This window comes from Lysobacter daejeonensis GH1-9, assembly GCF_000768355.1.
Lineage (GTDB): Bacteria > Pseudomonadota > Gammaproteobacteria > Xanthomonadales > Xanthomonadaceae > Aerolutibacter > Aerolutibacter daejeonensis.
Map to the genome: position 1 here is coordinate 23534 of NZ_AVPU01000018.1, position 26922 is coordinate 50455.

The window sequence follows — 26922 nt, forward strand, 5'->3', positions numbered from 1 at the left end:
GTGACAATCCAAGGGGATACCCCCTCTCGCGGCCGCAACGCAGGCGATCGGCGTCGATCAACCTCCTCCGCCGCAGGTGCTGCAGATCGCGCGCTTATCCAACGCCTCACGTGCCGCCTCACGTTCGAGGCGCACCTGTTCAGCTGAACGGCACACGCGCTGGACCCGATTGCTGCCAATGGTGCGTTCCGCCTTGCAGATCATGCGCCCCTCCTCAACCACCTGCTGCTTGGCGGGCTCGGCGGCGGGAGCCGGTTGCGGCGTGGAGATCGGGGCTTCGGATTGGGCTGCCGGACTGCTGGCTACGCCCGCTTCGGCCCGGACGGTGGAGAACATCGTGCCGGCCGCCAACATGGCAATGGTCAATGCAAGAGTTGATGAGCGCATGAATGAGCTTCCTTGATCAACGTTGGGGGAAAGATCCTCGAACATACGCAATCCTCCTGTTCGCTGTCGAATGCCAAAAGTCTCAGTGCGATCAGGGTCATGCGTCCCGGGCACCCGCCAGATCCAACGGATCCCGCTACGCTCCGGCCCGGCCTCCCGGTCCGGCGCTGCCCCCAGGGAAACTCGTCGGCGATGGTCAAGGGCAGAGCCGTTGACCCGTTGGCGGTCCGGCGAGCGTGCTTTCATACTGCCAGGATGCGCATTCGCCGCCGCCAACCCTGTCACCTCCAGATCGGTGGCGCTGGACTACCGGACTTCGCCGGTTTGCTGAGGGGCGAGGTGCGTTTCACGGCAAAGAGCACCCTCGAAATGCGCTGCCCGATTACAGGCATGCGCATCCCCCTCACGCCAGAGGAGCTTGCACTGATTGTCCGCGCACCCGCTGCTGAATGGCGGGAAGTGGACGAATGCGCCTTGGCCCTTGGCGTGGACGCCGCGACGCTGGCGGACCTCGCGGAACGGGGATTGCTGCTGTCGGACGCCGACGCTCCATTGGCGCAGGCCCTGCGCGATGGCGAGGCGCGGCTGGAAGCAGTGGGCTGGCACCCCGATGCGGCGCTGTACCACGCGGCTTCCCAATGGCAGGGCGTGATCGGCGAGGAGGGTCGGCGGCGTCATGACGACGCGGCCCACCGCGAGCGCCTGCAGCAGCATGCCGCCACACTGGGGCCGCTGCCCCCACATGCCTGGCGGCGCGAGGACGCCCTGGCGCGCAGCCCCTTGCCCATCGAGCCGCTGGATGATGCATTCGCCACCACCCTGCGCGCACGCCGCACCACCCGCCACTTCCGCACCGAAGTCGCGCTGCCGCTCGCCGATTTCACCCGGGTGCTGTACGGCACCTTCGGCACGCTGGGCGCGGAGACCCTCGCGCCGGACATGGTGGCGCTGCGGCGGACCAGCGCCTCAGGCGGTGGCCTGCACCCGATCGATGCCTACCCGTTGGTGATCAACGTGGAGGGGCTGGCGCCAGGCGTGTACCACTACGAGAGCGACACCCATGCGCTGGCGCTGCTGCAGCCACTTGCGCGCGAACGGGCCCGCGCGCTGGCGAGCGCACTGACCATCGGCCAGGAGTACTTCGCCGAGGCGCACGCGCTGGTCTTCCACGTCGCGCGGCTGGATCGCCATCACTGGAAGTACCGCCGCCACCCGAAGGCCTACAAGGCAGTGCTGCTCGATTCGGGCCACCTGAGCCAGACCTTCTACCTGCTGGCCGCCGAGCGCGGGCTGGGCGCGTTCTACACGGCGGCCATCAATGATGCCGACGTGGCCGCGCTGCTGAAGCTGCGGCCACAGGTGGAGATCGCCATCGGCGCCAACGGCGTGGGCGTGCCGGACCCGAGCCGCGACCTGCTGCACCTCAAGCCCGTGCCTTGGGCGGCAGTTGCGGAGTAAGCCCTGAGCCGGTACAACCCGCTACGGGCGACCAAAGGGGGATCGTGGCATGGCAAACCAGAGCCAAACGCTGGCGCTGTTGAAGGGGCTGGCCGAAGACGACGCACTGCGCGCGCGGATGGAGACCGACCCGGTCGCCACGTTGGCGGAGTTCGGTTTCGTGGTCGACCCGAGCATCGCACCGGAACGGGTGTCGCTACCGTCGAAGGAGCACCTGCGCGAAAACGCCGACAAGTTTGCCCGGCAGCTGGAAGCCACCAGCGGCTGGATCATTTTCTGCCGCTGAGCGGCAGCAGCGCCTCCAGCACGGGCGGGCGTTCGGCGGCCCACTCGCCGTAGGCGCGCAGGCGCGTCGCGGCGGAGGCGGGTGCCGGCGCCGCGGTCGGACGGCCGTCGGCACGGGCCTGCCAATAGCGGGTCAGCAGCAGTGCGTCTTCACTCTGGTGGGGCTGCAGCAGCTGGCGCGCACGGGCGGCATCGCCTTGCTGCAACGCCAAGCGTGCCTGGGTGAGCGCCACGAAGTTGGCCAGCACGTTGAACGGTGACTGTGCGACCACCGGTCGCGTGGCGTCGACTGCACGGCGCACCGCGGCCTCATCGCCCCAACCGGCGGCAACGTACCCCGCGTACAACGCCGCGGCAGCCACCGACTCGCGGGTGCGGCCCACGGTCTGCGGCAACGCAACCGCCGCCTGGTTGAGCAGCGCTTCGGCGTCCGCGCGCAGGCGCGTGGGCGACGCATCGTGTTGGCGCACGGCGAGCACAGCGGCGCGGGCCGCCCATTCGAAGGCCTGTCGCGGCTCCCGGGTGCTGGCCGCCAATTCGTCGGCCACGCGCTTGGCCTCCGGCCAACGTCCCGCATCAGCGGCAATGGTCATCCGCGCCATCCGATGCTCCAACGCCATCGGCGGCGGCAGGCGGTTTGTCGGCGGCAACAGGGCCAGCGCCTTGTCGGGGTGTCGCTGCGCCGCCTCGAGCAGCGCCGGCTCGATGAAGACCGGCGGGAAACCGGCCTTGCGCGCGGCGTCGAAGTCGCGGCGCGCCGTGGCGGCATCGCCCAGTGCGGCGTCGGCAATGCCGAGGTAGTGCCATGCGGCGGGCCGGGTCACCGCCTGTCGCGCGGTCGCTTGGCGGGCGTAGTCGCGCATCGGCCGGTAGCGGTTGGCGAACCGCAGCAGGTTGGCGGTGTTGAACGCGGCGACGTGGAAGTCGGGGTAGAGCTTGGACAGCGCCTGCCACTGCTCAAGCGCGTCGCGGTCCAGGCGCAACTGGGCGAGCTGTGCCTTGGCATACAGCCGCTCGCGGTCAGTTAGGCGCGAGGTGTCGCGCAGCGCAAGGCTCAGCTCTGACAGCGCAGCAGGCACGTCGGTGCGGGTGTAGGCAATCCGGGACAGGCCGATGCGCGCCATGGCGAAGCCCGGGTCCAGCGCGAGTGCCTGGCGGAAATGCTGCTCGGCCGCGTCCAGGTCCTGGGTGGCGTACGCCGCCTGGCCCAGACCGTAGGCGCGAAGTGCATCGAGGTTGGCAGTGGTGGCCCTGTCCAGCGGCGCCGAGCTGGCCTGTACCGAGGCCAGCGCTTCGCCCAACCGCTGGCGCAGGGCGTCGCTGGCCTCGCCGACCGCGTTGACCATGGCCTCGGGGCCACGGCCGGTGGCCGTCTCGGTGAATACGGTGGCCTGGGTCGCCGGGTCCACCACCTCCAGCGTCACCTTCAGCTGGCCGCCGACGTCGGCCACGGTGGGCAGGAGCACGGCGCGGACGCCGTCGCGCACTGCGATCTCAGAGGCCACGTTGCGGTCCAGCGTGGCCTTCGCCGGATCGAGGCCCATGCCCTGCAGGGTCTCGTCCACGCGCGCGTCGGCGACCACGTTGACGTGGCGCGACTGCTCCAGCGCGATGCGCAGCACCGTCTCCACCGCATCGTCGTAGGCGTGGTTGCCGGTGAGGTTGCGCAGGTCGGCCACCACCACCCAGTCGCGGTTGGCGAAGGCGATGGCCGGTTGCGGGCGCGTGGCCCACCACAAGCCCAGGCCGAGCACCGCCAGCACCGCGACCTCCGCGGCCAGCGCGGCAGGCCGGCGCCACAGCGGGATGTCGCGCCACGCCTTGGGTGTCGCCGGCGGCGCACGCAGCGGCGCGATGCCCGGCTCGCCAACCTCGAAGATTTCCTGCGCCTCGGGCACGCCCTTGAAGCGCCAGCGCCCATATGATTTCCACAACAAGCCCAGCCCGCGTTCGCCCAGCTCGCGCGCGGAGCGGTGGGCCAGCGGCTCGGCCACGGCCGACAACAGGATCTGCCCGGGCCGCGCGGTTGCCATCAGCCGACCGGCCATCGGCTTGGCAAGGCCTTCGACCTCCAGCGGCTTGGCGCCGACGCGCACGGCTTCCTCGCTGTTGCGCCAGGTCAGCACCTCGCCGACATGCAGGCCGGACCGCGCCTTCAACTCCACCTGGTGCGCGGCACCGAGGTCGCGCAGGCCGCGGGTGTAGTCGAGGGCGAAGCCGAGGCCGTCGATGGGGCGCTCGAACAGCAGCAGCAGGCCGTCGGAGCGGTCGATCAGGCGGCCGTGCCACTGCTGCTGCAGCGCCAGCACCAGGCGGTCGTGCTCGCGGAACAGCGCGGCGGCGGCGACGTCGCCGATGCGCTCCACCAGCGCGGTGGAATCGCACAGGTCGGTGAGCAGCAGCGTACGCAGCTGCGGCGCCTGGTCGGCGGCGGGACGTGCGGTCGGCGGGGCGATGGACGCGTTCATGCAGGGGGGACCCATCACGCCGGCAGCGAGCGGCTGTCCTGCCATTCCACGCGGTTGCCGCCGTCGCGCTTGGCGCGGTACAGCGCCGCATCGGCATGGGCATACCAGTCGTTGAAGTCGCCTTCCGGGCCGACCAGGCAGGCGCCGATGCTGAGGCTGCAGATCAGCGGCGGTGTGTGGCCCATGCGCTGCAAACCCTGCGCCGTGGTCAGCACGAACTCGGCGATGCGCATGACCTCCTCGCGCGTGGTCGCCTTGATCAGCAGCGCGAATTCATCGCCGCCCAGGCGGCAGGCCACGTCGCCCGCTCCGGACACCGAACGCAGGATGTTGGCCACGCTCTGCAGCACGCGGTCACCGACGAGGTGGCCGTGGTCGTCGTTGATCTGCTTGAAGCTGTCGCAGTCCACCAGCAGCAGGCCGAGGCCGCTCATGGCACCGTTGCGGCGGCGGTCGGCCAGGTGCCGGGTCATGCCACGGCGGTTGGCCAGGCCGGTGAGTTCGTCGGTGCGGATCAGCACCTCGGTCTGCTGCAACTGGTGCGCGGTGGCGCGCAGGTTGTCCAGCGCGGATTCGAGGTCCTGGTTGCGGCGGCGCAGGCGACGGATCAGCCCCTGCTCGTTGAGCACCACGCGCATGATCGCGCGGCGCAGGAAGTAACAGACCATGCCCGGTTCGCGCTCGACCAGGCGCTGGAACTCCTCGTGGTGCAGTTCCAGCAATTCGCCATCGACCGGCACCGACGCTTCGGCACTGCGCGCATGGTCGCCGATAAGCAAGCCCAGTTCACCGAAGAATTCGGCCGGACCCAGGCGCTTGACGATCAGGTCATCGCCGAAGTCGAGGTCGATGGCGCCCTTGACCACCACGTACATGGTGGTGCCCAGCTCGCCACGGCGGAACAGCACATCGCCGGCATAGACACGGCGCACGCGACCGACGTCGGCAAACAGGTCGAATTCCTCGGGCGTAAGCGCTGCCATGGCCAGCTCCTCGCGTGCCGGCATCGACCCACCTTCCTTGGCAACCGTGTCCTTGAACGCGGCCGCCGCCGCGCCTTCCACTTTCATGTCCCTGGCCCTTGCCCTCGGTGCTTTGAAGACTACCACCCTTATCCATTCAGGAAACGGGGGGCGCGGTCCGCAGGGGCCATGGCCGGGCACAACGCCTGCGGGCCGCCGGGCTGCATGCGGTGATGTCTTAGCGGCTGGGGACAGCCGACCGTGGACGGGCCGGAATCGTGTTCCGGCCCGCCGCTGTCACGGGTTGTCGCGGGGCGCCGCCCCAGAGCGGGACCGCGCCGCGTGCAACCGGCCTCACGCGGCCACGCGCTCCTCGTGGAACTGCTCTTCCTCGGTCGAGCCCTTCAGCGCGACGGTGGACGACTTGCCGCCCTGGATGGTCTGCGTCACGGCGTCGAAATAGCCGGTGCCGACTTCGCGCTGGTGCTTGACCGCGGTGAAGCCCTTCTCGGCCGCGGCGAACTCGGCTTCCTGCAGCTCGACGAAGGCGCTCATCTGGCGCCGGGCATAGCCGTGCGCGAGGTTGAACATGCCGTAGTTCAGGCTGTGGAAACCGGCCAGGGTGATGAACTGGAACTTGTAGCCGTAGCTGGCGATTTCCTTCTGGAACTTGGCGATGGTCGCGTCGTCCAGGTTCTTCTTCCAGTTGAACGACGGCGAGCAGTTGTAGGCCAGCAGCTTGCCCGGGTACTTGGCGTGGATCGCCTCGGCGAACTTGCGCGCGAACTCCAGGTCCGGCTTGCCGGTCTCGCACCACACCAGGTCGGCGTAGGGCGCGTAGGCCAGGCCGCGGCTGATGGCCTGGTCGAGGCCGTTGTTGGTCTTGTAGAAGCCCTCGACGGTGCGCTCGCCGGTGGTGAACGGCACGTCGTTGGGGTCGATGTCGCTGGTCAGCAGGTCGGCGGCCTCGGCGTCGGTGCGCGCGACGATCAGGGTCGGCACGCCCATCACGTCGGCGGCCAGGCGTGCGGCGACCAACTTTTCGACGGCTTCGCGGGTCGGCACCAGCACCTTGCCGCCCATGTGGCCGCACTTCTTCACGCTGGCCAGCTGGTCCTCGAAGTGCACGCCCGAGGCGCCGGCCTCGATCATGCCCTTCATCAGTTCGAAGGCGTTGAGCACGCCACCGAAGCCGGCTTCGGCATCGGCCACGATCGGCTGCAGGAAGTCGATGTCGCCACTGCCTTCGGCGCACTGGATCTGGTCGGCGCGCAGCAGGGTGTTGTTGATGCGGCGCACGACCTGCGGCACCGAGTTGGCCGGGTACAGCGACTGGTCGGGGTACATCTCGCCGGCGATGTTGGCGTCGGCCGCCACCTGCCAGCCGGAGAGGTAGATCGCCTTGAGTCCGGCCTTGACCTGCTGCATGGCCTGGTTGCCGGTCAGCGCGCCGAGGGCGTTGATGAAGTCCTCGGTGTGCAGCGACTTCCACAGCTTCTCCGCGCCCAGCTTGGCGATGGAGTGCTCGACCGGCACGGTGCCGCGAAGGCGCACCACGTCCTCGGCCGAGTACGGGCGGTTGATCCCGGCCCAACGCGGGTTGGTGGCCCAGTCGTGGCGCAGTTGGTCGGCGGTGGGGAGCTTGCTGGTCATGGCGGCGTTCCTCTAAGTCAGGGTGTTGGCTGGGGTCGTTGCGGGAAAGACATGGCGTCTTCCTGGGTGGGTGAAGCGGAATGCGGTGGTGCGGTGGTCGGGGCGATCACTGCGCGGCGGGCTGTACTCGGGCGTGGCGGGGCCGTTGGCGCGGGCCGGGGCCTGCACCTGCCGGTCGCCACGAACCGGGTTGGATCAGCTGAGTCGCTTGTAGGCGGGGAGGGTCAGGAAGTCCTCCAGCGTGTCGGCGTGGGTGAGCCGGTCGAGCAGGCCGATGGCCTCGGCCACGCGGCTGCCTCCGGGCATCTGCAGGCGATCGGTGAGCTTGGCGGGCAGGTTGATGAGCGCACGCTCGAGCAGGGCGAAGTCCACCTCGCTGCCGTCATCCAGGTGCAGGCCGTCGCTGTGCAGCCACTGCCACAACTGGGTGCGGGCGATCTCGGCGGTGGCCGCATCCTCCATCAGCCAGTGGATCGGTACGCAGCCGTTGCCATCCAGCCAGGCGGCGAGGTAGCGCACGCAGACTTCGACGTTGTTTTCGAAGCCCCGACGGGTAATGGTGCCCAGCGACGGCTTGATCAGGTCATCGCGAGTTACCACTACTTCCTCGCGCTTGACATGCTGCTGGTGCGGAGTGGGCATGCGCTCGTCGAACACTTCGCGGGCGAGCGGGATCAGCGCCGGGTGCGCGACCCAGGTGCCGTCGTGACCGGCGGTGACCTCGCGCAGCTTGTCGGCGCGGACCTTGGCCAGCGCGGCGGCGTTGGCGTCGGCGTCGCCGCTGATCGGGATCTGCGCAGCCATGCCGCCCATCGCGTGTGCACCGCGCTTGTGGCAGGTCTGGATCAGCAACTCGGAGTAGGCGCGCAGGAACGGCTGGGTCATCGTCACCTGGCCGCGTTCGGGCAGCACTTTGTCGCGGTGGCGGCGGAAGGTCTTGATGTAGGAGAAAACGTAATCCCAGCGGCCGCAGTTGAGGCCGACGATGCGGCCGCGCAGCGCGTGCAGGATCTCGTCCATCTCGAACACCGCCGGCAGGGTCTCGATCAGCACGGTGACCTTGAGCTGGCCGGCGGGCAGGCCGAGGGCGCGCTCGACGTGGTCGAGCACGTCGTTCCACAGCACCGCCTCTTCCATCGACTGCAGCTTGGGCAGGTAGAAGTACGGGCCGCGGTCCTTGGCCGCCAGCGCGCGGGCGTTGTGGAAGGCGAACAGGCCGAGATCGAACAGGCTGCCGGACATCGGCGCGCCGTCGATGCGCACGTGCTTCTCGTCCAGGTGCCAGCCGCGCGGGCGGACCAGCAGCACGGCCTGCTGCTCGAACGGCTTGAGTGCGTAGTGCTTGCCGGGCGTGCCGGCCACGGCGGGCGCGGTGTACTCAAGGGTGCCGGCCACGGCCTGGCGCAGGGCCTGCTGGCCGGCGACCAGGTTGGCCCAGGTCGGCGCGGTGCTGTCCTCGAAGTCCGCCATGTAGCAGTTGGCGCCGGAGTTGAGGGCATTGATCACCATCTTCGGGTCGACCGGGCCGGTGATCTCCACGCGGCGGCCCTGCAGGGCGGCCGGGATGGGGGCCACGCGCCAGTCGCCGGCACGCAGGGCGGCGGTGTCGGCACGGAAGTCGGGCAGGCCACCGGCGTCGAAGAAGGCCTGGCGCTCACGGCGGGCGGCCAGGCGGGCCTTGCGGCTGGTTTCGAAGCGGCGATGCAGCCCGGCCAGGAAGTCGAGGGCTACCGGGGTCAGCAGGGGTTCCTGCCCCGGAAAGGTGGCCGTCACCTCGATGCCGGTGACTGACCCAGCCCCGTTCCGGGGCTCCCGTTGTTCCGCCAAGACTGCCGACATCTGGATCTCTCCTCGCTGGGGTTGGTGCGTGCTGCGATGCAAAAACAACATGCGCCGCCGTCTTGTATTTGACAATCAAGTTTTTTCAATGCTTATCATTAGCTGCACTAATACATGACTGAAACCAATGGCCGACCGCCCCCCCAAGGCACCAAGCTTTGCCTACAAGGGCGACCGGATGAAGCCGCTGCGGGCGTTCTGCCAGACGGCCCGACTGGGTTCGGTGTCGCGCGCGGCGGACGCCCTGTACCTGACCCAGCCGGCGGTGACCCTGCAACTGCAGGCACTGGAACGGGAGATGGGAGTGCGGCTGCTGGAACGCACTGGCCGCCGGCTGGCACTGACCGTCGAGGGCGAGGCCCTGTACGAGCTGGCACGGCCGCTGGTCGAAGGCCTGGACGGGCTCGACGCAGCCTTCCGCGAGCGGGTGCGGGGGCTGGACGCGGGCGAGCTCAACGTGGCCGCGGGCACGTCGACCATCCTCTACCTGCTGCCGAAGATCGTGGAAGCCTTCCGCGCCGCCCACCCGGACGTGCGCCTGACCCTGCACAACGTCACCGGCGCCGGCGGCCTGGACCTGTTGCGCTCGGACGGGGTGGACCTGGCGGTGGGCTCGATGATCGATGTGCCCGGCGACCTGAGCTACGCGCCGGTCTACCGCTTCGAGCCGATGCTGATCACCCCGCGCGACCACCCCTTGGCGCAGAAGGACGACCTGACCCTGCAGGACCTGTCGCCCTACGGACTGATCCTACCGCCGCAGCGCTTGACCACCTACCGGCTGGTCGACCTGGTCTTCCACCAGAACCGGGTGCCGTACACGGTGGCGCTGGAGGTCGGTGGTTGGGAGGTCATCAAGCAATACGTGTCGATGGGGCTGGGGATCAGCATCGTGACCGCGATCTGCCTGACCGAGGCCGACCACGAGCGGCTGGCTGCCCGTTCCCTGGCGCGCTATTTCCCCTCGCGCAGCTACGGGGTGGTGGTGCGCAAGGGCAAGTACCTGTCACCGCAGGCGCGGGCGTTCACCGAACTGATCCAGCCGGCGCTGTTCGAACGCGCGGATTACTACGCCACGGGGCAATCGGACCGCTGAGCCGGGCCGGCCTGTCGGTGCGCCTGACGCACCCCGGGACAGCAGGCCGCCGGACTTACGCTTCGTGGTACTTGCCGTTGGCGACGCTGCGATACCACGCGCGGATGCGCGCGATGTCGGCATCCATGTCGTCGCCCAGCTCGAACGGCGGGCCCACCCCGATCACCCGCTGGCCATAGTGGAAGTACGCTGGCACCACGGGTACGCCCGCGGCCTTGGCGATACGCCAGAAACCCGGCTTCCACCGCTCCACAGGCTTGCGCGTGCCTTCCGGGGCCAGTCCGTACCAGAGCTGGGCGTTGTTGCGGATCATCGTCGAGGCCTGCTCAACCACGCCATGCGCGGCGCTGCGATCCACCGGAATCACCCCCAGCCGGTGCAACAGCGCGCCCATCAGCGGCACCTTGAACAGCGAATCCTTGCCCAGGATCTTGATGTCCAGGCCCATGCCCATCTTGGCGGCCAGCCCCAGCACCCCATCCCAGTTGCTGGAATGCGGTGCGCCGATCAGCACCGCGCGCGGGATGTCGGGGAAGGCGCCGACCATGCGCCAACCCGCCAGCCGCAGGATCGTGCGCCCCAGCCAGCGGACGAAGGCGTGCGGGCGCACGCGCGGCACTTGCGGCGGCAGGGGCAGGACGATGGAGGGCGTGGCGGCGTCGTTGGGCATGCGGTGTCGTGGGCGTTGCCTTGGGCGGCGTCGGGTTCGGGGAAGCGTGGCGGGATTCGTGGCGCGTGCCCGTCAGTCCCAGTCCCGCCGGGTACGCCCCTGCTTGATCGTACTGCGTTCGCGCTTGGCTTCCAGCCGCCGCACCTTGGAGGCGCGGCTGGGCCGGGTGGCGATGCGCGGGGTCGGCGCATGCAACCCGCTTTCGATGAAGGCGACCAGCCGCACGCGGGCGTCCTCGCGGTTGCGCTCCTGCGTGCGGAAGCGCTGTGCGTTGATCACCAGCACGCCCTCGCCGGTCACGCGTCGGTCGCGCTTGGCCAGCAGCCGCGCGCGCACCGGCTCGGGCAGGGACGGCGACTGGGCCACGTCAAAACGCAGTTCCACCGCGGTGGCCACCTTGTTGACGTTCTGCCCGCCGGGACCGGTCGAGCGCACGAAACGCTCGACCAGTTCGTCGTCGGCGATCTGCACGTTGGCACTGACTTGCAGCATGGGGCGGCATCCTCTTCCCGGGCATTGTAGGGACATCGGCGGGCATTCCCCGCTGAAGTCCCGGGTACGGCCCGCGGCTAGGGCTCGAAACCCTCGAACAGGGCCAGTGCGCGACTGAATTCCGCGTCCAGCGGCGCGGTCACCGCGATGCGCGCACCGCTCACCGGGTGGAGGAACGACAGCCGACGCGCGTGCAGCAGCATGCGATGGATGCCCAGCATGCGGAAGTTGCGGTTGTGGCGGCCATCGCCATGGCTGGTGTCGCCGATCAGGTGGTGCGAGACGTGCTTGAGGTGGCGGCGGATCTGGCGGAAGCGCCCGGTCTCCGGCTGCGCGCACAGCAGCGCGTAGCGCGAGGTCTCGAACCCCGCCGAGGGCACGGTGAGTTCGGTGGTGGCCAGGCGGGTGAAGCGGGTGACCGCTGGCTTCTTCTGTGGCTTGCCCGGCCCGCCGTCGAGCGGGTGGTCGACGGTGAACCGTGGCTCGGGCCAGCCTCGGCACACCGCCCAGTAATCCTTCTCCACCTCGCGCGACATCATCACCTGGCCCAGCGCCGCGGCGGTGTCGCGGTCGAACGCGAGCAGCAGCGCGCCGCTGGTGGCACGGTCGAGCCGGTGCACGAGGAAGATCGGCCGGCCGAACTGCTCGCGCAGGCGGTCGGCGGCGAAGTCGGTTTCGCCACGTGCCAGCGCGCTGTCGTGGACCATCAGGCCGGCGGGCTTGTCGACCACGGCCAGCCAATCATCGAGGTACAGCACCTCGAGCGCGGCGTCATCGGCCCCATGCGCAGCGGACGCGGCATGCGCCATCTCGGAGTCGGTGGTCATGCGTTTTCCAGCGGAATCGTATCGAGGATGTCGAACCGGCCCTGCAGTTCGCGCGTCGAGTACGCGCAGAAACTGACCTCCCGCACGCGCAGCGGCGTGACCGCGGGGACGCGGAACGCCGCCAGGTGGTGGTGCACGCTGGCCAGGCTGAAAACGTCGCGGTACAGGCCGATCGTCAGGTGCGGGCGATAGGCCGCGGGCGGATCGTGGCGGGCAATCGCCTGCAGCCGGGCGCGCAGCCGCGACAGCGCACCCGACGGGTCGCGTATGGCGACGTGGGGCGAACCGGTGAAGCTGTCGAGGGGCCCGGCATGCAGGTCGAACGCCCCCTCGCCGGTGGCGCGCATCGCGTCCGCCTGGCGCTGGCGCAACGCGACCGACAGATGCGCCTCATCCAGCAGGCCCGCCGCGGCAATGGTGATGTGCGGTTGGCGACGGTAACCCGGCAGGACATGCGCCACCACGTGCCGCGTCGCGGCATCGAACAGCGCCTGCCAATGCGGGCAATCGACCACCACCGCCCAGAACCCGTACCGCGCGATGCCGCCATGCCACTCCGGGAAGTCGCGGTCCTCGTTGGCAAAGGTGTGCGTTGCCGCGTCAGGTGACTCGGACCGCGCCTGCGCGATCGCAACCGCCGCGCTCACCGCCGCCGCGGCCACGCCGCCAGCAGCGCCCACAGCCCGCCCAGCCCGGCGATCCATGACGACGCCGGCACCGACCACACGCGAGGTCCGCCGGCCTCCAACCCGTACAGCACCGCGGCCACGATCAACAGCCCGGTGCCCAGGATCGCGGCTACCGTGCGGCGCTGCGCGTCCTTGACCGTGCGGGTGAGCTCGGCCAGGTCATGCGAACGCATCGACAGGTGGTGCTGGCCGCTGACCTGCTGGTCCAGCCAGGCGTGCAGCAGGCGCGGCATCTCCGGCGCGTGCGTCACCAGCTCGGGCAGGCGCTTGCGGAACTCGCTGGCCAGCCGCTGCGGGCTGTAGCGCTCGACCAGGATCTTCTCCAGCACCGGACGTGCCACCGCCCAGATGTCCAGCTTCGGGTCGAGCAGTCGGCCAACGCCTTCGATGTTGAGCAGGGTCTTCTGCAGCAGGATCAGCTGCGGCTGCAGGGTAAGCTCGTAGCGCTGCGCGGTGCGGAACAGCTTGAGCAGCACCTCGGCCAGCGAGATCTCGCTCAGCGGACGGGTGAAGTACGGCTCGCATACGCCGCGCACCGCCGCTTCCAGCTCGTCGATGCGGATGTGTGACGGCATCCAGCCGGCGCGCACGTGCAGCTCGGCGATGCGGCGGTAGTCGCGGTTGAAGATCGCCATGAAGTTCTCGGCGAGGTAGTACTGGTCCTCGCTGGAGAGCTGGCCGACGATGCCGAAATCCAGCGCGATGAAGCGCGGGTTGGCCTTGCGCGCCGGGTCGGTGTCCACCCAGATGTTGCCGGCATGCGCATCGGCGTGGAAAAAGTTGTCGCGGAACACGCTGGTGTAGAACACGCGCACGCCCTTGGCGGCGAGCGCGTGGCGGTCGATGCCGGCGGCATCGAGCGCGGCAATGTCATCCGAGGGAATGCCGTAGACGCGCTCCATGGTGAGCACGCGGTCGGCGGTGTGCGACCAGATCACCTCCGGCACGTACAAATCGTCGCTGCCCTGCCAGAAGCGGCGCAGCACGCTGGCGTTGCCGCCCTCGCGCTGCAGGTCCAGCTCGGCATTGAGGGTGTTCTCGATCTCGGCCACGATCTCGCGCGGGCGGATCTTGTCGGCGCTGGGGTGGGTGCGTTCGACGATGCCGGCGATGGCGCTGAGCAGCGCGATGTCGCTGGCGATCTCCGGCTCGATGTGGGGTCGCAGGACCTTGACCACCACTTCGCGCGCGGCGGTCTCCGCGGTGGCGGGCAGGGTCGCGGCGTGCACCTGCGCGATCGAGGCCGACGCCAGCGGCGTGGTGTCGAAGTCAATGAACGCTTCCGCCACCGGACGGCCGAGCGCGGCTTCGACGATGCGGCGCGCGTGTTCGCCGTCGAACGGCGCGACGCGGTCCTGCAGCAGCGCCAGCTCCTCGGCCACATCCGGCGGCACGAGATCGCGGCGGGTGGACAGGATCTGCCCAAACTTGACGAAGATCGGGCCAAGTTCCTGCAGCGCCAGGCGTAGGCGCGCGCCGCGCGACATTGCCGCGATCTCGGCCGAGGCGCGCGGCACGAACGGCCGCGCCAGCTTCAGCCAGCCCTCGACCGGGGTGCCGTCGAGCAGGTCGTCGAGGCGGTAGCGCAGCAGGACCCGGCCGATGCGCCAGGCGCGCAGCGCCGACTTCATGGCGCGCCCTCGCGTGTCGGCACGGCGGGGATGCGATTGGCCAGGCGCGCCACGCGGGCAGCTGTACGCTCGACGTCGTCGCGCAACGCATCGACATCGTCGTGGAAGGCGTTGAGCTCGTCGCGCGGCACCACGTCACGCGATTCCTCGGTCACATACTCGGCGGCGTTGGTCGCGAAGGCGCCGGCCGCGTCCTTGGCATGGCGCAGCGCTCCGGCAATGGCATTGGCCACCTGCACGCCGAGGATGTCGCCGAACACGCGGGTGAACGGCTGCTGCCAGTCAGGGTCGAAGCGTTCAGCCAGGCGCTGCAGGCGGCGCGCCAGGTCGGCATCGCCCTCGATGCGCAGTTTGCCCACCGGCGGCGCGTTGTCGTTGCGCAGGAACGGCAGTTGCGAAAGCAGCCCGCCCAGCGTGCTGCGCACCGACAGGTCGGGCGTGGCGGGGTCGAGCACCGGGCCGACGTCCAGCCGGTCACCGTTGACCCGGATCTGCAGCGCCAGCGGCGGCGCGGCCACGTGCAGGGCGACCGTGCGGCCGTCCAGCGAGCGCAGGCTCTCGCGCGTCTCAGGGTCCAGGGCCAGTGCGCGGTTGAGCGCGGCCTCAAGGGTGCGGCCGGCGAGCGGCTTGAGCGAATCCAGCGGCGAGGAGCGGTCGGTCATGGGCGCATTCTACCGGGCCGGCGTTCGGGCGCCGTCGCGCGGCGCCGACCGGGCGCGTGATTCACGCCATACCTGCCGACCACGCCACCGCCAGCCGTCGCAGCCCCTCGTCGAACGACACCGTCGGCACGTAGCCGAAGTCGCGCCGCGCCGGCGCCATGTCATACCAGTGGGTGGTGGCCAACTGCTCGGCCAGGAAGCGGGTCATCGGCGGCTCACCGCGCAGCGGCAGGGCGTGCCACAGACCTTCGCACGCCGCACCCAGCGCGTAGGCCACGCGGAACGGCACCGTGCCGGTGACCTCCGGTGCACCCGCGGCGTGCAGCAGGCCATTGAGCGTCTCGCGCATGGTGCGCGGTTCGCCATTGCTGATGAAGTACGCGCGCCCGGCGCAGGCACTGCCCGGTGCCAGATGCGCGAAGGCATCGAAGTGCGCCTGCGCGGCGTTGTCGATGTAGGTGGTGTCGACGCGGTTGCCGCCATCGCCGACGAAGCGCAGTCGGCCGGCTTTCGCCCGCTCGACCAGTCGCGGCAGCAGCTGGTTGTCGCCCAGGCCCCAGATCAGTCGCGGGCGCAGGGCCACGGTGGCCAGCGCCGCATCGTTGGCGGCAAGGACGGCCTTTTCGGCGATCAGTTTCGTGGCCGCATACGGGGCCTTCAGATGCTCGCCATAGGGCACGCTGTCGGCGGTACCGCCCTCCACCGGATGGGTCGCGCGGTGGGTAACGCTGGGCGTGGAGGTGTAGACCAGCTTTGGAATGCGATGCGCACGGCAAGCAGCCAACACGTTTTCGGTGCCGACTACGTTGGCCAGGTGGTAGCTCTCGTAGCTGCCCCAGGCGCCGGCCTTGGCGGCGTTGTGGAACACGGCCTCGCAGCCTTCCGCCGCACTGACGATGGCGTCGCGCTCGGCCAGGTCGCCGCGCACTTGGGGCACGCCCAGCGTATCGAGCGCGGGGTAATGGCCGCGATTGAAGCTGACTACTTCATGGCCGCGCTCGCGCAGGCCGCGGCACAGTGCCTGACCGAGGAAGCCGCCACCGCCGGTGACCAGGATCTTCATGCCGTGACTCCTTGCTGGGCGGCCCACACGGCCAGCTTCTCGCGGCCGATCTTGGCGTTGTGGCGGATGTCCACCGGGAAGCGCTTGTGGCGCAGGAAGCGGGCGATACGCGCGGTGTGCGGGTGCCGTCCGCCGATCTCCCGCAGCTCGCGCTCGATGCGCGGCCACTCGCGGGCGGGAACGCCTTGGGCCAGCTCGACGCATAGCACCGGGTGCTGCGTGGCGGCCGAACCGACACCCACCAATGCGGTGCGCCGCACCTGTGGGTGCACGTTGAACACCGGCTCGACCTGCTCGGTGTACAGCGGACCCTCTGCGGTCTCGACGCGGTGCGACTTGCGGCCGCAGAACCACAGGCGGCCCTCGGCATCGAAGTAGCCGACGTCGCCCATGCGGTGCACCACCCGTTCTCCCTCGCGGATCTTGGCCTGGCGCGTCTGCGCGTCGCGGTTGAAGTAGGTGTCGGTCGCGGTCGGGCCGGCCACGGTGATCTCGCCGACCTCGCCCTCGCCCAGCACGCGCACGTCGCGCCAGTCGGCGATGGCGTCGTCGGTGATGGCGATGATGCGCACCTCGTTGGGTGGCACCGGGCGCCCAACGCAGGTGCCGGCGCCGGTCTCGGTGGCGGCGCGGGTGGCCTGCAGCTCGGCGCCTTCGACCACCGCCACCGGCAGGCATTCGGTGGCGCCATACGGCGTCCAGAACTGTGCGCCCTCGGGCAGCAGCGCCCGCAGTGCCGCCACCGTGTCCGGCGGCACCGGCGCCCCGGCCGAGGTCACCCGGCGCAGGGTCGGCAGCGGCTGGCCATGGCGCGCCAGCACCGCCATCAACGCCGGCGAGCCGAAGAGCTGGTCCACGCCGAAGCGGGCGATGGCGTCATGCAGGCGGCGCGGATCGGCCTTGGCCGGGCGCGTCGGGTCCATGTCGGGGATCACCGAGGTCAGCCCCAGCGCCGGGTCGAACAGTGCGAATGGCGGGAAAGTCGGCAGGTCCACCCCGCCCGGCTGCAGGCCGAAGGCCCGGCCGAGCAGGTCGATCTGCGCGACGAAGTGGCGGTGACGGTAGACCACGCCTTTGGGCACTCCGGTGGAGCCACTGGTGAACAGGATCGCGGCCACGTCGTCCGGGGCGGTGTCGGCCAGCTGCGGGCCCGCGGCCGCGCCCGCCTGCTCCACGGCCGCCAAGGTCACGTCGGCCAGCCACGCGCGGCGGCCGATGGTGACGTGCTTTGCCGCCGCCTTGGCCCAGCCCAGCAGGCGCCGCGCCAGGTGCGCCAGCGGGATGCCGATGAACGCCTGCGGCTGTGCCTCGTCCAGACACTGGCGCAGCGCCCGCTTGTCGATGCCCGGGTCCACCAGCACCGGCACCGCGCCCGCCTTGAACAGCGCGAACATCAGCAGGAAGAACTCGGGGGAGGGTCGCACCATCACCACCGTGCGCGTGCCGCGGCCAATGCCGTGGTGGGCCAGACCGGCGGCGATGGCGTCACTGCGCCGGTCCAGCGCGGCGTAGGTCAGGGTCTGGTCATAGCGGGCCAACCCGTCCGGCCCACGCGTGCCGGGGCAACGCAGGGCGATCTGATCGGGCCGCTCGGCGGCCAGCCGCGGCAGCGCGGCCGCAATGTTGCAGGGGGCAGTCATCCGTTCATTGTCGCCTGTCGGCCGACACTTGCGCCCGGCCCGGTCGATGATGAAAAATTCGCCACCCGCCGGCAGAGGCGTCCCCTGCCTCGGACCGCGCACCCGAGGCCATTGGACCACGACCTCAGCCCCCGTTCCCCGTGGAGCGGTGACGGGTGGGCGATCCCCGGCGTTGGCCCCCGGGTCCGGTATCGCCGGACCTCCCGCCCCACCCGATCGCCCTACGCCGATGAACCACCCCTGCCTGACCTGCGGTGCCTGCTGTGCCTACTTCCGCGTCAGCTTCCACTGGTCGGAGGCCGACCGGGACATGGGCGGCGTCGTGCCGATCGAACTGACCGAGCCCCTGCGCCAGCACGAGCGGGTGATGCGCGGCACCTCGCAGGCGCAACCGCGCTGCGTGGCGCTGGATGCGGACATCGGCCGCTACAGCCGCTGCACCATCCACCCGGTGCGGCCCTCGGTGTGCCGCGCGGTGCCGGCGTCGTGGGAGTTCGGCGCGGCCAGCCCGCAGTGTGACAAGTCGCGACTGGCGCATGGGCTGCCGGTACTGACCGAGGCCGATTGGGAGGGGGTGGAGGAGCGGAATCCGCCTTGAGACGGCGCTCTGTCTTCAGCCGTCAGGCGACTCGACGGATTCACAGACCTGATTGCGCGGATCAAGTGTGATGCTCCGGGCATGGACCGAGGAATGACCGCAGAAGTCGCTGGCATTCATCTCGAACGTCACCGTGTACCGGCCGCTTTCCGAGCGGATGCGGATACGGTTGTCGTCGGACTCAGCCTCACCATCGGGCTCGTGATCCACTCCGGCAGCAAGAAGGTTGATCCGTGTTTCCGATGCATCGGAAGACCAGCGCGATTCCTGATCGTCGCGATCGGCGTCGATGCTGCAACTGGTGACCGCACCATTTTTCTGCGGCGTGAAGCCCACGTAGCTGACGCCGATGACGCTCCCATCCGTGCTCAGTGACAAGTCCAGGTGGTGGCGGACCCCGGCCGGTGGGCCCCATTCGCAGGAAACCCTTTCGGGATGGAATTTTCCCCGATCGTCGCCGACCTCAACCCGAGTGAGCCGCCGCTCACCCTTGGACTCGGTGGAAATGTACAAGGCGCCATCCCGGAAATCCTGTACCAGTGACTCCTCATCGGCCGTAACGTAAGGGACACTGGAAATCACCGGCATCCCGTCGCGGAAGTCGCCAAGGACCAGCCGTCCTCCGCGTTCTTGGGCCAGGTCGACCGAAACCAGGTGATCGGACCAGAGCTTGGCTTCGCTGTGCACGATTGCTTCGGCGACCTGAGCATTCAACGGGTAAGCCCGGACCTCCATTTTTCCGGCGAACTGGTGCACGAAGCGCAGCTCGGCTGAGCTCCCGCACCCGCACAGTGCCACCTGCACGCGGCCTGACGGGATTGTCTGGTCCAGCAATAGCTCGTGGCACCCCTGCACTGCCGAGGGCGTCGCCTTGATGTCTTCGCCTCTTCCCGTGGGTTGGGCAGGAAGAGGTGCGGCGAGCGCAACAGTCCCTGCGTCGCCCCTATCGCACGCCGGCATCAGGATCAGAAGCGCAGCGCCCAGAAGCGGACGCAAAGACCCTTTGAATGGCAAATCCATCTTCATTGACGTCGTCTTCCCTGCCCGGGGGGCGGTCCCGTGTTTACCGGCGACAGCTCCTCAGCGTCAAAGCGGGTTCCGGCCCAGAAACGTCCGGATCGCCGGCACCAGGACCTCGTGCTTGTCCTCCAGCACGTAGTGGTTGGCGTCTTCGAAAGCGTGCACTTCGGCGTTGGGCAGCGCACGGCGGAATCCATCCAGGAAGTGGCGGTCGAAGACGAAGTCCCTCAGGCCCCAACCAATGAAGGCCGGACGATCTGCGAACTGCGGCAGTGCGCGGCCGGCGGCTTCGACCAGAGGCCATGCACGGTCGCCTTCGCGCAGTGGAATGTCCTGCATGAAGCGCAGCGTGCTGATCGCGTTGCACCAGCCGTTGTACGGAGCGCTGTAAGCGCGACGCACGTCTGCCGGCAGGCTGCGCTCGGTGCCCAGCCACGCCGCGCCGCGCGCGAACAGGTTGAAGGCGCGGATCAGGAAACCGCCTATTTTCGAGTCACGGCCCAGCGACAGTTGCCACGGCATCGGCTTGGCGGTTGGCAGCGGGAACGCCGCGGTGTTGAGGATCACCAGCCGCTTGACCTGGGGCATGCGCGAGAGCGCCCAGCCGAAGCCGACCATGCCGCCCCAGTCGTGCACTGCCAGCGTGACCGGGCCGGTGATGCCGAGGTGCTCAAGCAGCGCGCCCAGGTCATCAACGCGTGACTGCAGGGTGTACTCGTAGCGGGGGTGCGCGTCGGGCGCGTCGTCCGGCCGGTCGGACAGGCCCATGCCCACGTGGTCGGGCACGACGCAGCGGTAGCGGTCGCGCAAACCCAGCACCAGATGGCGCCAGTAGAAGCTCCACGAGGGGTTTCCGTGGAGCATGACCACCACCTCGCCGTCGCGGGGGCCCTCGTCGAGGTAGCTCAGGGCGATGCCCGGGCGGGGCTCGAAGCGATGGGGCTGGAAGGGGTAGTCAGGCAGAACAGGCAAGGGCATCGGAACGGCCGTGGCGCGACGAGGTGGGCATTATCCCCTACCTGCGCCCCCGTCCGCGGGCGCAGCTTCGACCGGGCGCGACCAGTCCGCACACCCTAGCAATCGACCCAGTAATCCACGCGCGCGCCGCCGACGCCGGAAGTAGAAGTCGTACGCGGTTTCCCTGTCGCCGCCTTCAGCTCCAATACGGTATGGACAGACTGCCCAACTGCGCGGCGCGATCACCGAAGGGGCACGGGGAAGCCTGTGGGCAATCGGCTCGCCGTCCGACAGCAGCAATTTATGCCTCCCGGAAAAGCTACGTGCTCCCACTAGGGCTCTGGATTCGGCTCGCCCCCCAAGAGCGGATAGCGCAACTGGCGGCTGCTACACGTCGCTAAGGCGGTGCCACCCGAAGGCGCGCGGTGCCGCTGGGTCGGAGGGCCCAGCGCTTGCTCCAACTCGCCCGAGGCTGCACCTGGGGCGCTCCCGGAAGCCGGCGAACGCGGGCTACCAGTGTACAAAGCAGAGGGAAGGCGGCCCACCGGCGCGTGGTGGATGTACCGTCCACGCAAATGCGCGCCGCGCTTTTGCGGACGCCTCACCCCGCCACAACCTCAATCCACGTGGCCTTGACCCATCCCGCTTTGCACGTCCCCTGATAGGCCTGGCGCGCCTGCAGGGGCGAACTCACCCCACAATCATCGTCATCGGGGCCGTACACCACGGCCAGCCACGCCCCATCGTCGGTGGCGTCACACAGGTACAACAGCTGGCCGTTGCCAATCTTGTCCACGACGCGGTACGAGGTCCCGGGGCCCGCGCGAACGGCAAGGAACCCGTCACCGCCACTCCGCAGCCCCTTGACCTCGCCGACCGCGCCGCACGCATCTGACTCCGCGTCCCCGCCGACCATCACCGGCACCGATTTCGTGTGGGCGCAGGAACCAACCGGAATCGCCAGCAACAGGCAGGCTGCTAAGGATATCACTCCGCTCATCGTCTTCATCTCGTATTCCGATCCTCCTGCGTGACTTTCGCGCTCTTGCCGAACGCAGCCCTCAACGTCTTCAACGTGTGCTCTTCTTCGCCTAGATCGCCGCCCTGCTTCAACTGCTTTTCTGCGTGCGCCTTGTAGGCGACTGGCACGTAATAGCCTTGGAGCTTGTACTTCAGCATGTCGATGTAAACGCCTCGGTGGGAGTTGAAGGTGATGCTGTCACCTTGGTTCCCGCCGAGCACGGCGACGTCGCCGCCTTTCAATTTGCAATAGGCAAAGGCAACGTGCCCTTGGCCCGGCTTTTTGGGATTGCTGTAGACCACTAGCGCACCGTAGACGGGTGCCGTTAGCTTGTGGAAATTAGCCGAGTTCCTGAACGACTGCGAGCCAGCGCTCCCCGAATGCTTGTACCCCGCTGTTTTCAAGCAGTAATTAACGAAGGACGCGCACCACGCCACCGAAAGCGATTTGAAGGAAATGCCGATCTGCTTGTGGTAGTTGATGGTGTCATCAATGACCGATTCCTTCGTCCCGCCCCACTTCCTTAGTTCGGCGACGGCCGTTTCCATCCAGGGGGCCCGCTTCTGGTCGAGCGCCACGACGCCCAAAGGATGGCCCTGATTTTCCTTGCTGCGAGGCTGCCTAAGTGGCTGACGCTGGGCAGCCGGTATTACCGGGGAGGACCTCTGACCATTGCCAGCGGCCCCTGCCGGCCCCGGCCCTTTTCCATGGATCCAGAGCACCTGGCCCGGATATATCCGGTCAGCGTCACGCACCGTCGCCTTGTTGTCCCCAACCAACCTCCTAGAGTCGATCTTGAATCGCCGAGCGATCTCCTGCATCGAGTCGCCCGGCTGCACCACGTACCGGATGGGATCTTGCTTTCTTGGCGTGGTGCCAGGCAACGGATTGTGGCTGGCAAGCGTGGCTTTGTACTCGGATCCGGATCGGAGCAGGACGAATGACTGCGACTGGGCCGGCAGCGGGAGTTCCACCGTGCATTGGAGGGTCGTGTTACGTCCGACCTGGAGTAACAACAACTCGCCGGGCCTGTCGGTGACAACAAGCGGCAGGCGCCCGAAGGCGTCGCTCTTTACCTCCCGCACGTCGTCCCCTCGCACGATCGTGACCGATTGTTCGGCAATGGGACGTGCACCGTCCGACAGCGTGACTTGCGTGACGTGAATCCACTTTTCCTTGCGGGTGTCCTGCTTGGCATTGAATCCTTCGTACTGTTCCATCGCTGACATCATCGCGCCCAGCTGCGATTCGGACAGATCCTCGACCAACACCCCATCGCTCAAGCCCGTTTTCTTCTTTACGAATGAAAGGTAGGCCTCGGAATCGTTGTTGTCCGCAGGAGGTGCATAGGTAAAGATGGCCTTGCGCAAGGTCATCGGGTTGTACTTGCGTCGCAGCAGCGCGCGCTTCTCCGCGCGGCCGGCTTCGACCGAAGCGAATATGCAGAGCCTTCCGTACTTGGTTTCCCCCGCCCCTATTTGCCCTGGATACAGGGACTTCGACTTGGGCCGCAGGTTTCCTGGGTTGTTGAAAAGCCAGGCCAACGTTCCGCCGGATCGCAACATGCGATCGCCATTGCCGGCAGTGAACTCCACCGTGCGGATGTCCTTGTGGAAAAAAGCTTTGGCGAACTGTGTCATGGCGTCCTGCCCCCGCATGCAACTATTTGGTCTTCATCCGCGACCGCGGATTCAGGGCCTGCTCTATCGTTGTGCCACGGCCAAGGTCCCGGGAAGACGCATACTGGAAGACCCATCTTTCCTCGTCCTCGGTCTGCACCAGGACATATCGCCGAAGCTGGACTGAGACGTTATCGTCGTAGGGTGACTCCTTGTAGATCTTCTGCGCGACCCACAGCTCGAAGGTGCCGTGCACGACCGCCACCCGCGCGTCGCGCAGGGTGAAGTCGACGGTGTTGGCGGTCAACACCGTGAACTTCAGATCGCTGCCATCGTTGCGCTCGACGACGGGCACCTGTTGCCATCCCAGCTCGGAGTTAACTGGCTTGAACAGAAAACTGTAGACATTGAATGTATGCGCGTTCCAGTTGTTCACGAACCCGGAATGGATCGCCAACTCGCCCTGCGGCGATTCGAATCGGTGAGTACCGCCTGGATATTGCTGCGCCTCGGCAGGGCTAAGGACGAGGGCCAGCGCGAGGACAACGGCACGAATACTCAACTGTAGCCTCATCATGTTAGGTCCATCTGCATCAAGGGAATAATCACTTCCAGGGAAAGCCGGTCGTCATCGTCTCCGTCGATTACTGCGGCATAGGGGTCGTTGGGATCTAAGGTTTCCGTTTCGGCCCGTTCGTCCTCGTCTTCTTCAGCCGGGGTTCCAGCCCCCCGTATCGGAACGGGTTCCAACTGCCAAGTTCCAACCCCTACGAACAACCGAACCTCTTGGGCCCAGTCGGACTGGACGCGGGGCAGTCGACCGTCATTCTGAATCACCCCGGACGCTAGCTCCGCGTCTGTGCTGTCGGTAATGCGGAAGGGCTCGCCGACCCAGCCCACCTGGTCGACGAGACCATCGTCGCCTTCCAGCGCGAAGCGCAGACTGGTGAGGTGGGACCATTCGGACCGGGGTAGGGCGGTCAGCGTAAACGTCGAGGTTTGCGGGCCCGCCCACTCCTTGCGGGCGCCTTTCCACTCGATCTTTCCGGGGGCGCCGAGTTCGATGTCGCCACCCTTCAACCGGATGTAGGCACCGGCCGCCGTTGCCAGGATGTGCGAGGCCGCGGCAATGTTCACGTCCGCCTGTGTGCTCGCAAGGGTCACGTGCGTCCGGGCCGCGGCACGCGCCCGGTCCCTGTGGGCGCGCGCACTCACCTTCCCTTGCGCCGCATGCAACGCAATCCCGCGCTCCTGGTTCGGCTTGCCCTTCGGCGCATCGCTGCCATGCGCGTACAGCAGCACCCCACCGGCGACCGCCGCGACGGTCTCCCCCTGACTCATCCACTGCAGGTCCTGCCCCGCGGTCAGCACCGTTTGCGTCCCCGACACCCACACCTGGTCTGCCGGCGTCACGCTGACTATGCCGTCGGGGCTGCTGGCGACGATGGCGGGGGCGGACCAGCCGGACGCCTCGCCTTCGCCGCCTCCGACGCCGTCGCCGGGGGCGGTGCCGGTCTGGGTGGCGCGCAGGGTCTCCTGCAGCGCCTTGATCGAATCGTGCGCGGGCAGCGCACGCGGATCATCCAGCAAGGTGGCGTTCTGCGCGGCAGCCGCGTCGTGCAGGCTCTGCAGCAATTGTTCGGACTGCTGCAGTTGCTGCAATGCGCCGTCCGCGCCCAGCTGTTGGCGGCCGCGCTCGGTGGTGAGCAGCAGGCCGGCGCCCGCACGCAATGCGCCGCAGGCCTGGGTGGCCAGCTCGAAGCCGAAGCCGCGGTCAGGGCCGCGTTCGTTGTCTTGGCCGCCCTTGAGGTGGCCGAGGGTCAGTCCGCTGGCGAACTGGGTGGTGTTGGCCTGGACCCGGCCCTGGCCCGGCGTGTCGTCCAACAGCAGCTGCTGGTAGCCGCCGGTGCCGCCCTGGCTGTCGGCCAGCTGCTGGCTCTTGAGACCGGTGAACACCGCCGGGTGCTCGTTGCCATCGAACCACGCAGGCGCGTTGCCGGTGGCACCGCCCGCACCCGGACCGGTCTGGTTGTGCGCGGCGTCGGCGTTGCCGCGGCCGTTGTACACGCTGCCGATCACCACGGGGCGGTCGATGTCGCCCTCAAGGAAGGCGACCAGCACTTCCTGGCCCTTGCGCGGCACCAGGACGCTGCCCCAGTTGTCGCCCGCCCACGGGCCGGCCACGCGCACCCAGGTCCACGCGCCGCCATGGGCCGGGGCGTTGGTTTCGCCCGACGGGTGCTCCAGTCGATTGCCTGCGTCGCCGCCACGCTGCCACGGAAACTGCACCTTGATGCGATGGTCGCGATCGGTCAGCAGCGGCGCGTCTGAACTGACCACGATTGCGGTCTGGGTGCCGTGCACGCTGGGACGCGGGTGGCGGCGCACGCCGTGGCCGTCCACGGTGATCGGCCGGTACGGCAGATGCGCGGGGATGGCGTCGAAACCGTTCTGGTAGAAGTACGCGCCTGTCGCGTCGGCCTCGGCGTCTACGGCAGGATTCCGCTCCACGCCGGCATGGTTTGCCTTCAATCCCGGATGCGGCGCGGCGCAGGCAGCGTCATCCTGCGACGCCCATGCGCTGGGCAATGTGGGCGCCGCGATCGCGGTCGACCCCAACGCCTGCTCTACTGCGGCAAGTGTCTGCGCGCCCAGGTTGTTGCGGGCGCGGTGGTGCACGCGCAGGCAGGCAAAGGTGCTGTCCTCTGCTTCGCCTGCGCTGGCCGCACTCAACCCCGTGGACAAACCCAACCATCCGGCCCAGTCGTCGTCCAGCAACTGGAAGCGCGCACCCGCGCGCAGGCTGCGCCAGGTGCCTGCGCCGTGGCTGGTTTCCGCGCCGACCTGTAGCGCTTCCCACTGCTGCCGTGCATAGCGCTCACCAGTGTCGCGGTCGGGCCACGCGTAGGGGCCGGCGGTGTCATCGTCCAGCACCACGGTGCCGTCGCCGCCAACGCCGGCCTCAACGGCACGCACGTCCAGCGTCTTGTAATCCCAGCTGGCGCGACGCAGCTGCACCGGCCGCCACCGGCGGGCTGTGGTCCAGGTGTGCACGCCATCGTGGCGTTCGGTGGCATCGCTGCGGTGGTGACGCACGCTGCCCAACTCGGCGAAGGCATCAGCGTGGTCAGCGAGCACCAGCGTGTGCGAACCTAACGAGGCGCCGCCCGCCCCGTCACGGCCACCCGCTGCAGCGCTGCCGGCGCCCTCGTGTTCGAACCAGTACGCAATGCCTTCTTCCGCCAGCAGGCGCTCGACGAAAGCGAGGTCGCTCTCCTCGTATTGCGTGGTCAGGCTGCGTTTGCGGTACACGGCCGGGTCGTTCAGCGCCCAGCGCCACGCCGGCGCGAGCTTCCCGCGACCCCCGGACCCGGTGGCACCATCGACGTAGTCGGCGAACACCGACTCGACGATCTCCACCACCGTCATGTCCTGGAAGACGTAGCTGTCCACGCGCTGGCGCAGGAACGCCAGCCAGGGCTCTACGCGCAGGCGATACCGCGCCAGCCCGCCGTTGCTGCCCAGACGCTCGCAGCGCGTCACGTGGCCATGCAGCGGGCGCAGTGTTTGCGCGCTTGCCAGCATGCCCTGAATGGCATCGCCGCCGTGGGCGCCAGCCGTGGCGTTGCTTCCGTCGGTCTGCCACTGCAGCAGCACCGGCTCGCCCAGCAACTGGTCGAGTGACAGGTGTGCGTCGACGGACAGGGCGGTCAGTTCGAAGCGGAAGCCGCCGCCGTCCACGGACTCGACGCCGTCCAGCGTTTCCGCCACCAGCACGTCGGGGCCCAGCGGCGTGTGCAGCCGGAGCAGGCGATCGTGCTGCAGGGGGGCGCCGGCCAATGCGGCCAGCAGCGTTGCGGGTGCATCCATGGCGTTCCACCTCCT

Annotated in this window: 23 protein-coding genes; 4 read left to right on the top strand and 19 right to left on the bottom strand. The window is 68.6% G+C overall.

The genetic code is table 11. The features are described 5' to 3' along the window. Nucleotides 1-57: 57 nt before the first annotated feature. Entirely contained in the window at nucleotides 58-432 is a 375-nt protein-coding gene (locus N800_RS10510; protein ID WP_156962962.1) for a hypothetical protein, read from the bottom strand. A 210-nt stretch (nucleotides 433-642) separates the two neighbouring features. Between N800_RS10510 and N800_RS10515 the strand changes: the two genes are divergently transcribed. Continuing rightward, a complete protein-coding gene (locus N800_RS10515) occupies nucleotides 643-1845 on the top strand; it encodes a putative peptide maturation dehydrogenase (protein WP_269635144.1) in 1203 nt (400 codons plus the stop codon). Between the two features lie 49 nt (nucleotides 1846-1894). Further along, the gene (locus tag N800_RS10520; protein ID WP_036138116.1) at nucleotides 1895-2131 is read left to right on the top strand and encodes an NHLP-related RiPP peptide; all 237 of its coding nucleotides are present in this window, start codon (nucleotides 1895-1897) and stop codon (nucleotides 2129-2131) included. Here the strand turns inward: N800_RS10520 and N800_RS10525 are convergent. From N800_RS10525 to aceB, 4 genes are all read right to left on the bottom strand, one after another. Beyond that, entirely contained in the window at nucleotides 2115-4598 is a 2484-nt protein-coding gene (locus N800_RS10525; RefSeq protein WP_052108154.1) for a putative peptide modification system cyclase, read from the bottom strand. The genes N800_RS10520 and N800_RS10525 overlap by 17 nt on opposite strands. A gap of 14 nt (nucleotides 4599-4612) precedes the next feature. Beyond that, the gene (locus tag N800_RS10530) at nucleotides 4613-5668 is read right to left on the bottom strand and encodes a GGDEF domain-containing protein (RefSeq protein WP_036138119.1); all 1056 of its coding nucleotides are present in this window, start codon (nucleotides 5666-5668) and stop codon (nucleotides 4613-4615) included. A 246-nt stretch (nucleotides 5669-5914) separates the two neighbouring features. Continuing rightward, a complete protein-coding gene (gene aceA, locus N800_RS10535; protein ID WP_036138121.1) occupies nucleotides 5915-7213 on the bottom strand; it encodes an isocitrate lyase in 1299 nt (432 codons plus the stop codon). 195 nt (nucleotides 7214-7408) lie between these two features. Further along, nucleotides 7409-9052 carry a malate synthase A gene (aceB, locus tag N800_RS10540; RefSeq protein WP_036138123.1) on the bottom strand — a complete coding sequence of 548 codons (1644 nt, stop codon included), beginning with the start codon at nucleotides 9050-9052 and terminating at the stop codon, nucleotides 7409-7411. Between the two features lie 127 nt (nucleotides 9053-9179). Between aceB and N800_RS10545 the strand changes: the two genes are divergently transcribed. Next, a complete protein-coding gene (locus N800_RS10545) occupies nucleotides 9180-10148 on the top strand; it encodes a LysR family transcriptional regulator (protein WP_036138125.1) in 969 nt (322 codons plus the stop codon). 55 nt (nucleotides 10149-10203) lie between these two features. Here N800_RS10545 and N800_RS10550 read toward each other — a convergent pair whose 3' ends face one another. From N800_RS10550 to oleC, 8 genes are all read right to left on the bottom strand, one after another. Then, nucleotides 10204-10818: a lysophospholipid acyltransferase family protein gene (locus N800_RS10550; RefSeq protein ID WP_036138126.1), complete on the bottom strand. Its 615-nt coding sequence runs from the start codon at nucleotides 10816-10818 to the stop codon at nucleotides 10204-10206. Nucleotides 10819-10890: 72 nt separating this feature from the next. Continuing rightward, nucleotides 10891-11310, bottom strand: a complete 420-nt coding sequence (gene arfB / locus N800_RS10555) for an alternative ribosome rescue aminoacyl-tRNA hydrolase ArfB (RefSeq protein ID WP_036138128.1) — start codon at nucleotides 11308-11310, stop codon at nucleotides 10891-10893. A 77-nt stretch (nucleotides 11311-11387) separates the two neighbouring features. Next, nucleotides 11388-12119 carry a pseudouridine synthase gene (locus N800_RS10560; RefSeq protein ID WP_052108160.1) on the bottom strand — a complete coding sequence of 244 codons (732 nt, stop codon included), beginning with the start codon at nucleotides 12117-12119 and terminating at the stop codon, nucleotides 11388-11390. 14 nt (nucleotides 12120-12133) lie between these two features. Then, a complete protein-coding gene (locus N800_RS10565; RefSeq protein WP_198032522.1) occupies nucleotides 12134-12784 on the bottom strand; it encodes a 2'-5' RNA ligase family protein in 651 nt (216 codons plus the stop codon). Continuing rightward, a complete protein-coding gene (gene ubiB, locus N800_RS10570; protein ID WP_036138133.1) occupies nucleotides 12781-14457 on the bottom strand; it encodes a ubiquinone biosynthesis regulatory protein kinase UbiB in 1677 nt (558 codons plus the stop codon). The genes N800_RS10565 and ubiB overlap by 4 nt, the downstream gene beginning before the upstream one ends. Then, nucleotides 14454-15119, bottom strand: a complete 666-nt coding sequence (locus tag N800_RS10575; protein ID WP_036138135.1) for a ubiquinone biosynthesis accessory factor UbiJ — start codon at nucleotides 15117-15119, stop codon at nucleotides 14454-14456. Before N800_RS10575 ends, ubiB begins: the two co-directional genes overlap by 4 nt. A 61-nt stretch (nucleotides 15120-15180) precedes the next feature. Next, nucleotides 15181-16182, bottom strand: coding sequence for a 2-alkyl-3-oxoalkanoate reductase (oleD, locus tag N800_RS10580; RefSeq protein ID WP_036138138.1), 1002 nt, complete (start codon nucleotides 16180-16182; stop codon nucleotides 15181-15183). Further along, entirely contained in the window at nucleotides 16179-17822 is a 1644-nt protein-coding gene (gene oleC, locus N800_RS10585; RefSeq protein WP_036138140.1) for an olefin beta-lactone synthetase, read from the bottom strand. Before oleC ends, oleD begins: the two co-directional genes overlap by 4 nt. Before the next feature lie 229 nt (nucleotides 17823-18051). Here oleC and N800_RS10590 point away from each other — a divergent pair, with 229 nt between their 5' ends. Continuing rightward, the gene (locus N800_RS10590; RefSeq protein WP_036138142.1) at nucleotides 18052-18420 is read left to right on the top strand and encodes a YkgJ family cysteine cluster protein; all 369 of its coding nucleotides are present in this window, start codon (nucleotides 18052-18054) and stop codon (nucleotides 18418-18420) included. 15 nt (nucleotides 18421-18435) lie between these two features. Here N800_RS10590 and N800_RS10595 read toward each other — a convergent pair whose 3' ends face one another. The 6 genes from N800_RS10595 to N800_RS10620 all read right to left on the bottom strand — a co-directional run bounded on the left by N800_RS10595 (nucleotide 18436) and on the right by N800_RS10620 (nucleotide 26907). Further along, the gene (locus N800_RS10595; RefSeq protein ID WP_156962964.1) at nucleotides 18436-19446 is read right to left on the bottom strand and encodes a hypothetical protein; all 1011 of its coding nucleotides are present in this window, start codon (nucleotides 19444-19446) and stop codon (nucleotides 18436-18438) included. 60 nt (nucleotides 19447-19506) lie between these two features. Continuing rightward, a complete protein-coding gene (locus tag N800_RS10600; protein ID WP_036138148.1) occupies nucleotides 19507-20418 on the bottom strand; it encodes an alpha/beta fold hydrolase in 912 nt (303 codons plus the stop codon). Between the two features lie 580 nt (nucleotides 20419-20998). After that, entirely contained in the window at nucleotides 20999-21406 is a 408-nt protein-coding gene (locus N800_RS10605) for an SH3 domain-containing protein (protein WP_052108155.1), read from the bottom strand. Then, nucleotides 21403-23058 (bottom strand): TIGR02594 family protein, encoded by a 1656-nt coding sequence (locus tag N800_RS10610; RefSeq protein WP_198032523.1) that lies wholly within the window; start codon nucleotides 23056-23058, stop codon nucleotides 21403-21405. Before N800_RS10610 ends, N800_RS10605 begins: the two co-directional genes overlap by 4 nt. Before the next feature lie 22 nt (nucleotides 23059-23080). After that, nucleotides 23081-23599, bottom strand: a complete 519-nt coding sequence (locus N800_RS10615) for a hypothetical protein (RefSeq protein ID WP_156962965.1) — start codon at nucleotides 23597-23599, stop codon at nucleotides 23081-23083. Nucleotides 23600-23610: 11 nt separating this feature from the next. Continuing rightward, on the bottom strand, nucleotides 23611-26907 hold the full coding sequence (locus tag N800_RS10620) for a type VI secretion system Vgr family protein (RefSeq protein ID WP_052108156.1): 3297 nt from the start codon (nucleotides 26905-26907) through the stop codon (nucleotides 23611-23613). Nucleotides 26908-26922: the final 15 nt, after the last annotated feature.

Bases quoted from the DNA above. Each gene is read 5' to 3' on its own strand.
- N800_RS10545 (WP_036138125.1), top strand. From the start codon at position 9,180: ATGGCCGACCGCCCCCCCAAGGCACCAAGCTTTGCCTACAAGGGCGAC.
- oleC (WP_036138140.1), bottom strand. From the start codon at position 17,822: ATGACTGCCCCCTGCAACATTGCGGCCGCGCTGCCGCGGCTGGCCGCC.
- N800_RS10560 (WP_052108160.1), bottom strand. From the start codon at position 12,119: ATGGCGCATGCCGCGTCCGCTGCGCATGGGGCCGATGACGCCGCGCTC.
- oleD (WP_036138138.1), bottom strand. From the start codon at position 16,182: ATGAAGATCCTGGTCACCGGCGGTGGCGGCTTCCTCGGTCAGGCACTG.
- N800_RS10530 (WP_036138119.1), bottom strand. From the start codon at position 5,668: ATGAAAGTGGAAGGCGCGGCGGCGGCCGCGTTCAAGGACACGGTTGCC.
- ubiB (WP_036138133.1), bottom strand. From the start codon at position 14,457: ATGAAGTCGGCGCTGCGCGCCTGGCGCATCGGCCGGGTCCTGCTGCGC.
- N800_RS10605 (WP_052108155.1), bottom strand. From the start codon at position 21,406: ATGAAGACGATGAGCGGAGTGATATCCTTAGCAGCCTGCCTGTTGCTG.
- N800_RS10610 (WP_198032523.1), bottom strand. From the start codon at position 23,058: ATGACACAGTTCGCCAAAGCTTTTTTCCACAAGGACATCCGCACGGTG.
- aceA (WP_036138121.1), bottom strand. From the start codon at position 7,213: ATGACCAGCAAGCTCCCCACCGCCGACCAACTGCGCCACGACTGGGCC.
- N800_RS10590 (WP_036138142.1), top strand. From the start codon at position 18,052: ATGAACCACCCCTGCCTGACCTGCGGTGCCTGCTGTGCCTACTTCCGC.
- N800_RS10575 (WP_036138135.1), bottom strand. From the start codon at position 15,119: ATGACCGACCGCTCCTCGCCGCTGGATTCGCTCAAGCCGCTCGCCGGC.
- N800_RS10525 (WP_052108154.1), bottom strand. From the start codon at position 4,598: ATGAACGCGTCCATCGCCCCGCCGACCGCACGTCCCGCCGCCGACCAG.
- N800_RS10600 (WP_036138148.1), bottom strand. From the start codon at position 20,418: ATGCCCTTGCCTGTTCTGCCTGACTACCCCTTCCAGCCCCATCGCTTC.
- N800_RS10510 (WP_156962962.1), bottom strand. From the start codon at position 432: ATGTTCGAGGATCTTTCCCCCAACGTTGATCAAGGAAGCTCATTCATG.
- N800_RS10595 (WP_156962964.1), bottom strand. From the start codon at position 19,446: ATGAAGATGGATTTGCCATTCAAAGGGTCTTTGCGTCCGCTTCTGGGC.
- N800_RS10620 (WP_052108156.1), bottom strand. From the start codon at position 26,907: ATGGATGCACCCGCAACGCTGCTGGCCGCATTGGCCGGCGCCCCCCTG.
- N800_RS10515 (WP_269635144.1), top strand. From the start codon at position 643: ATGCGCATTCGCCGCCGCCAACCCTGTCACCTCCAGATCGGTGGCGCT.
- aceB (WP_036138123.1), bottom strand. From the start codon at position 9,052: ATGTCGGCAGTCTTGGCGGAACAACGGGAGCCCCGGAACGGGGCTGGG.
- arfB (WP_036138128.1), bottom strand. From the start codon at position 11,310: ATGCTGCAAGTCAGTGCCAACGTGCAGATCGCCGACGACGAACTGGTC.
- N800_RS10550 (WP_036138126.1), bottom strand. From the start codon at position 10,818: ATGCCCAACGACGCCGCCACGCCCTCCATCGTCCTGCCCCTGCCGCCG.
- N800_RS10520 (WP_036138116.1), top strand. From the start codon at position 1,895: ATGGCAAACCAGAGCCAAACGCTGGCGCTGTTGAAGGGGCTGGCCGAA.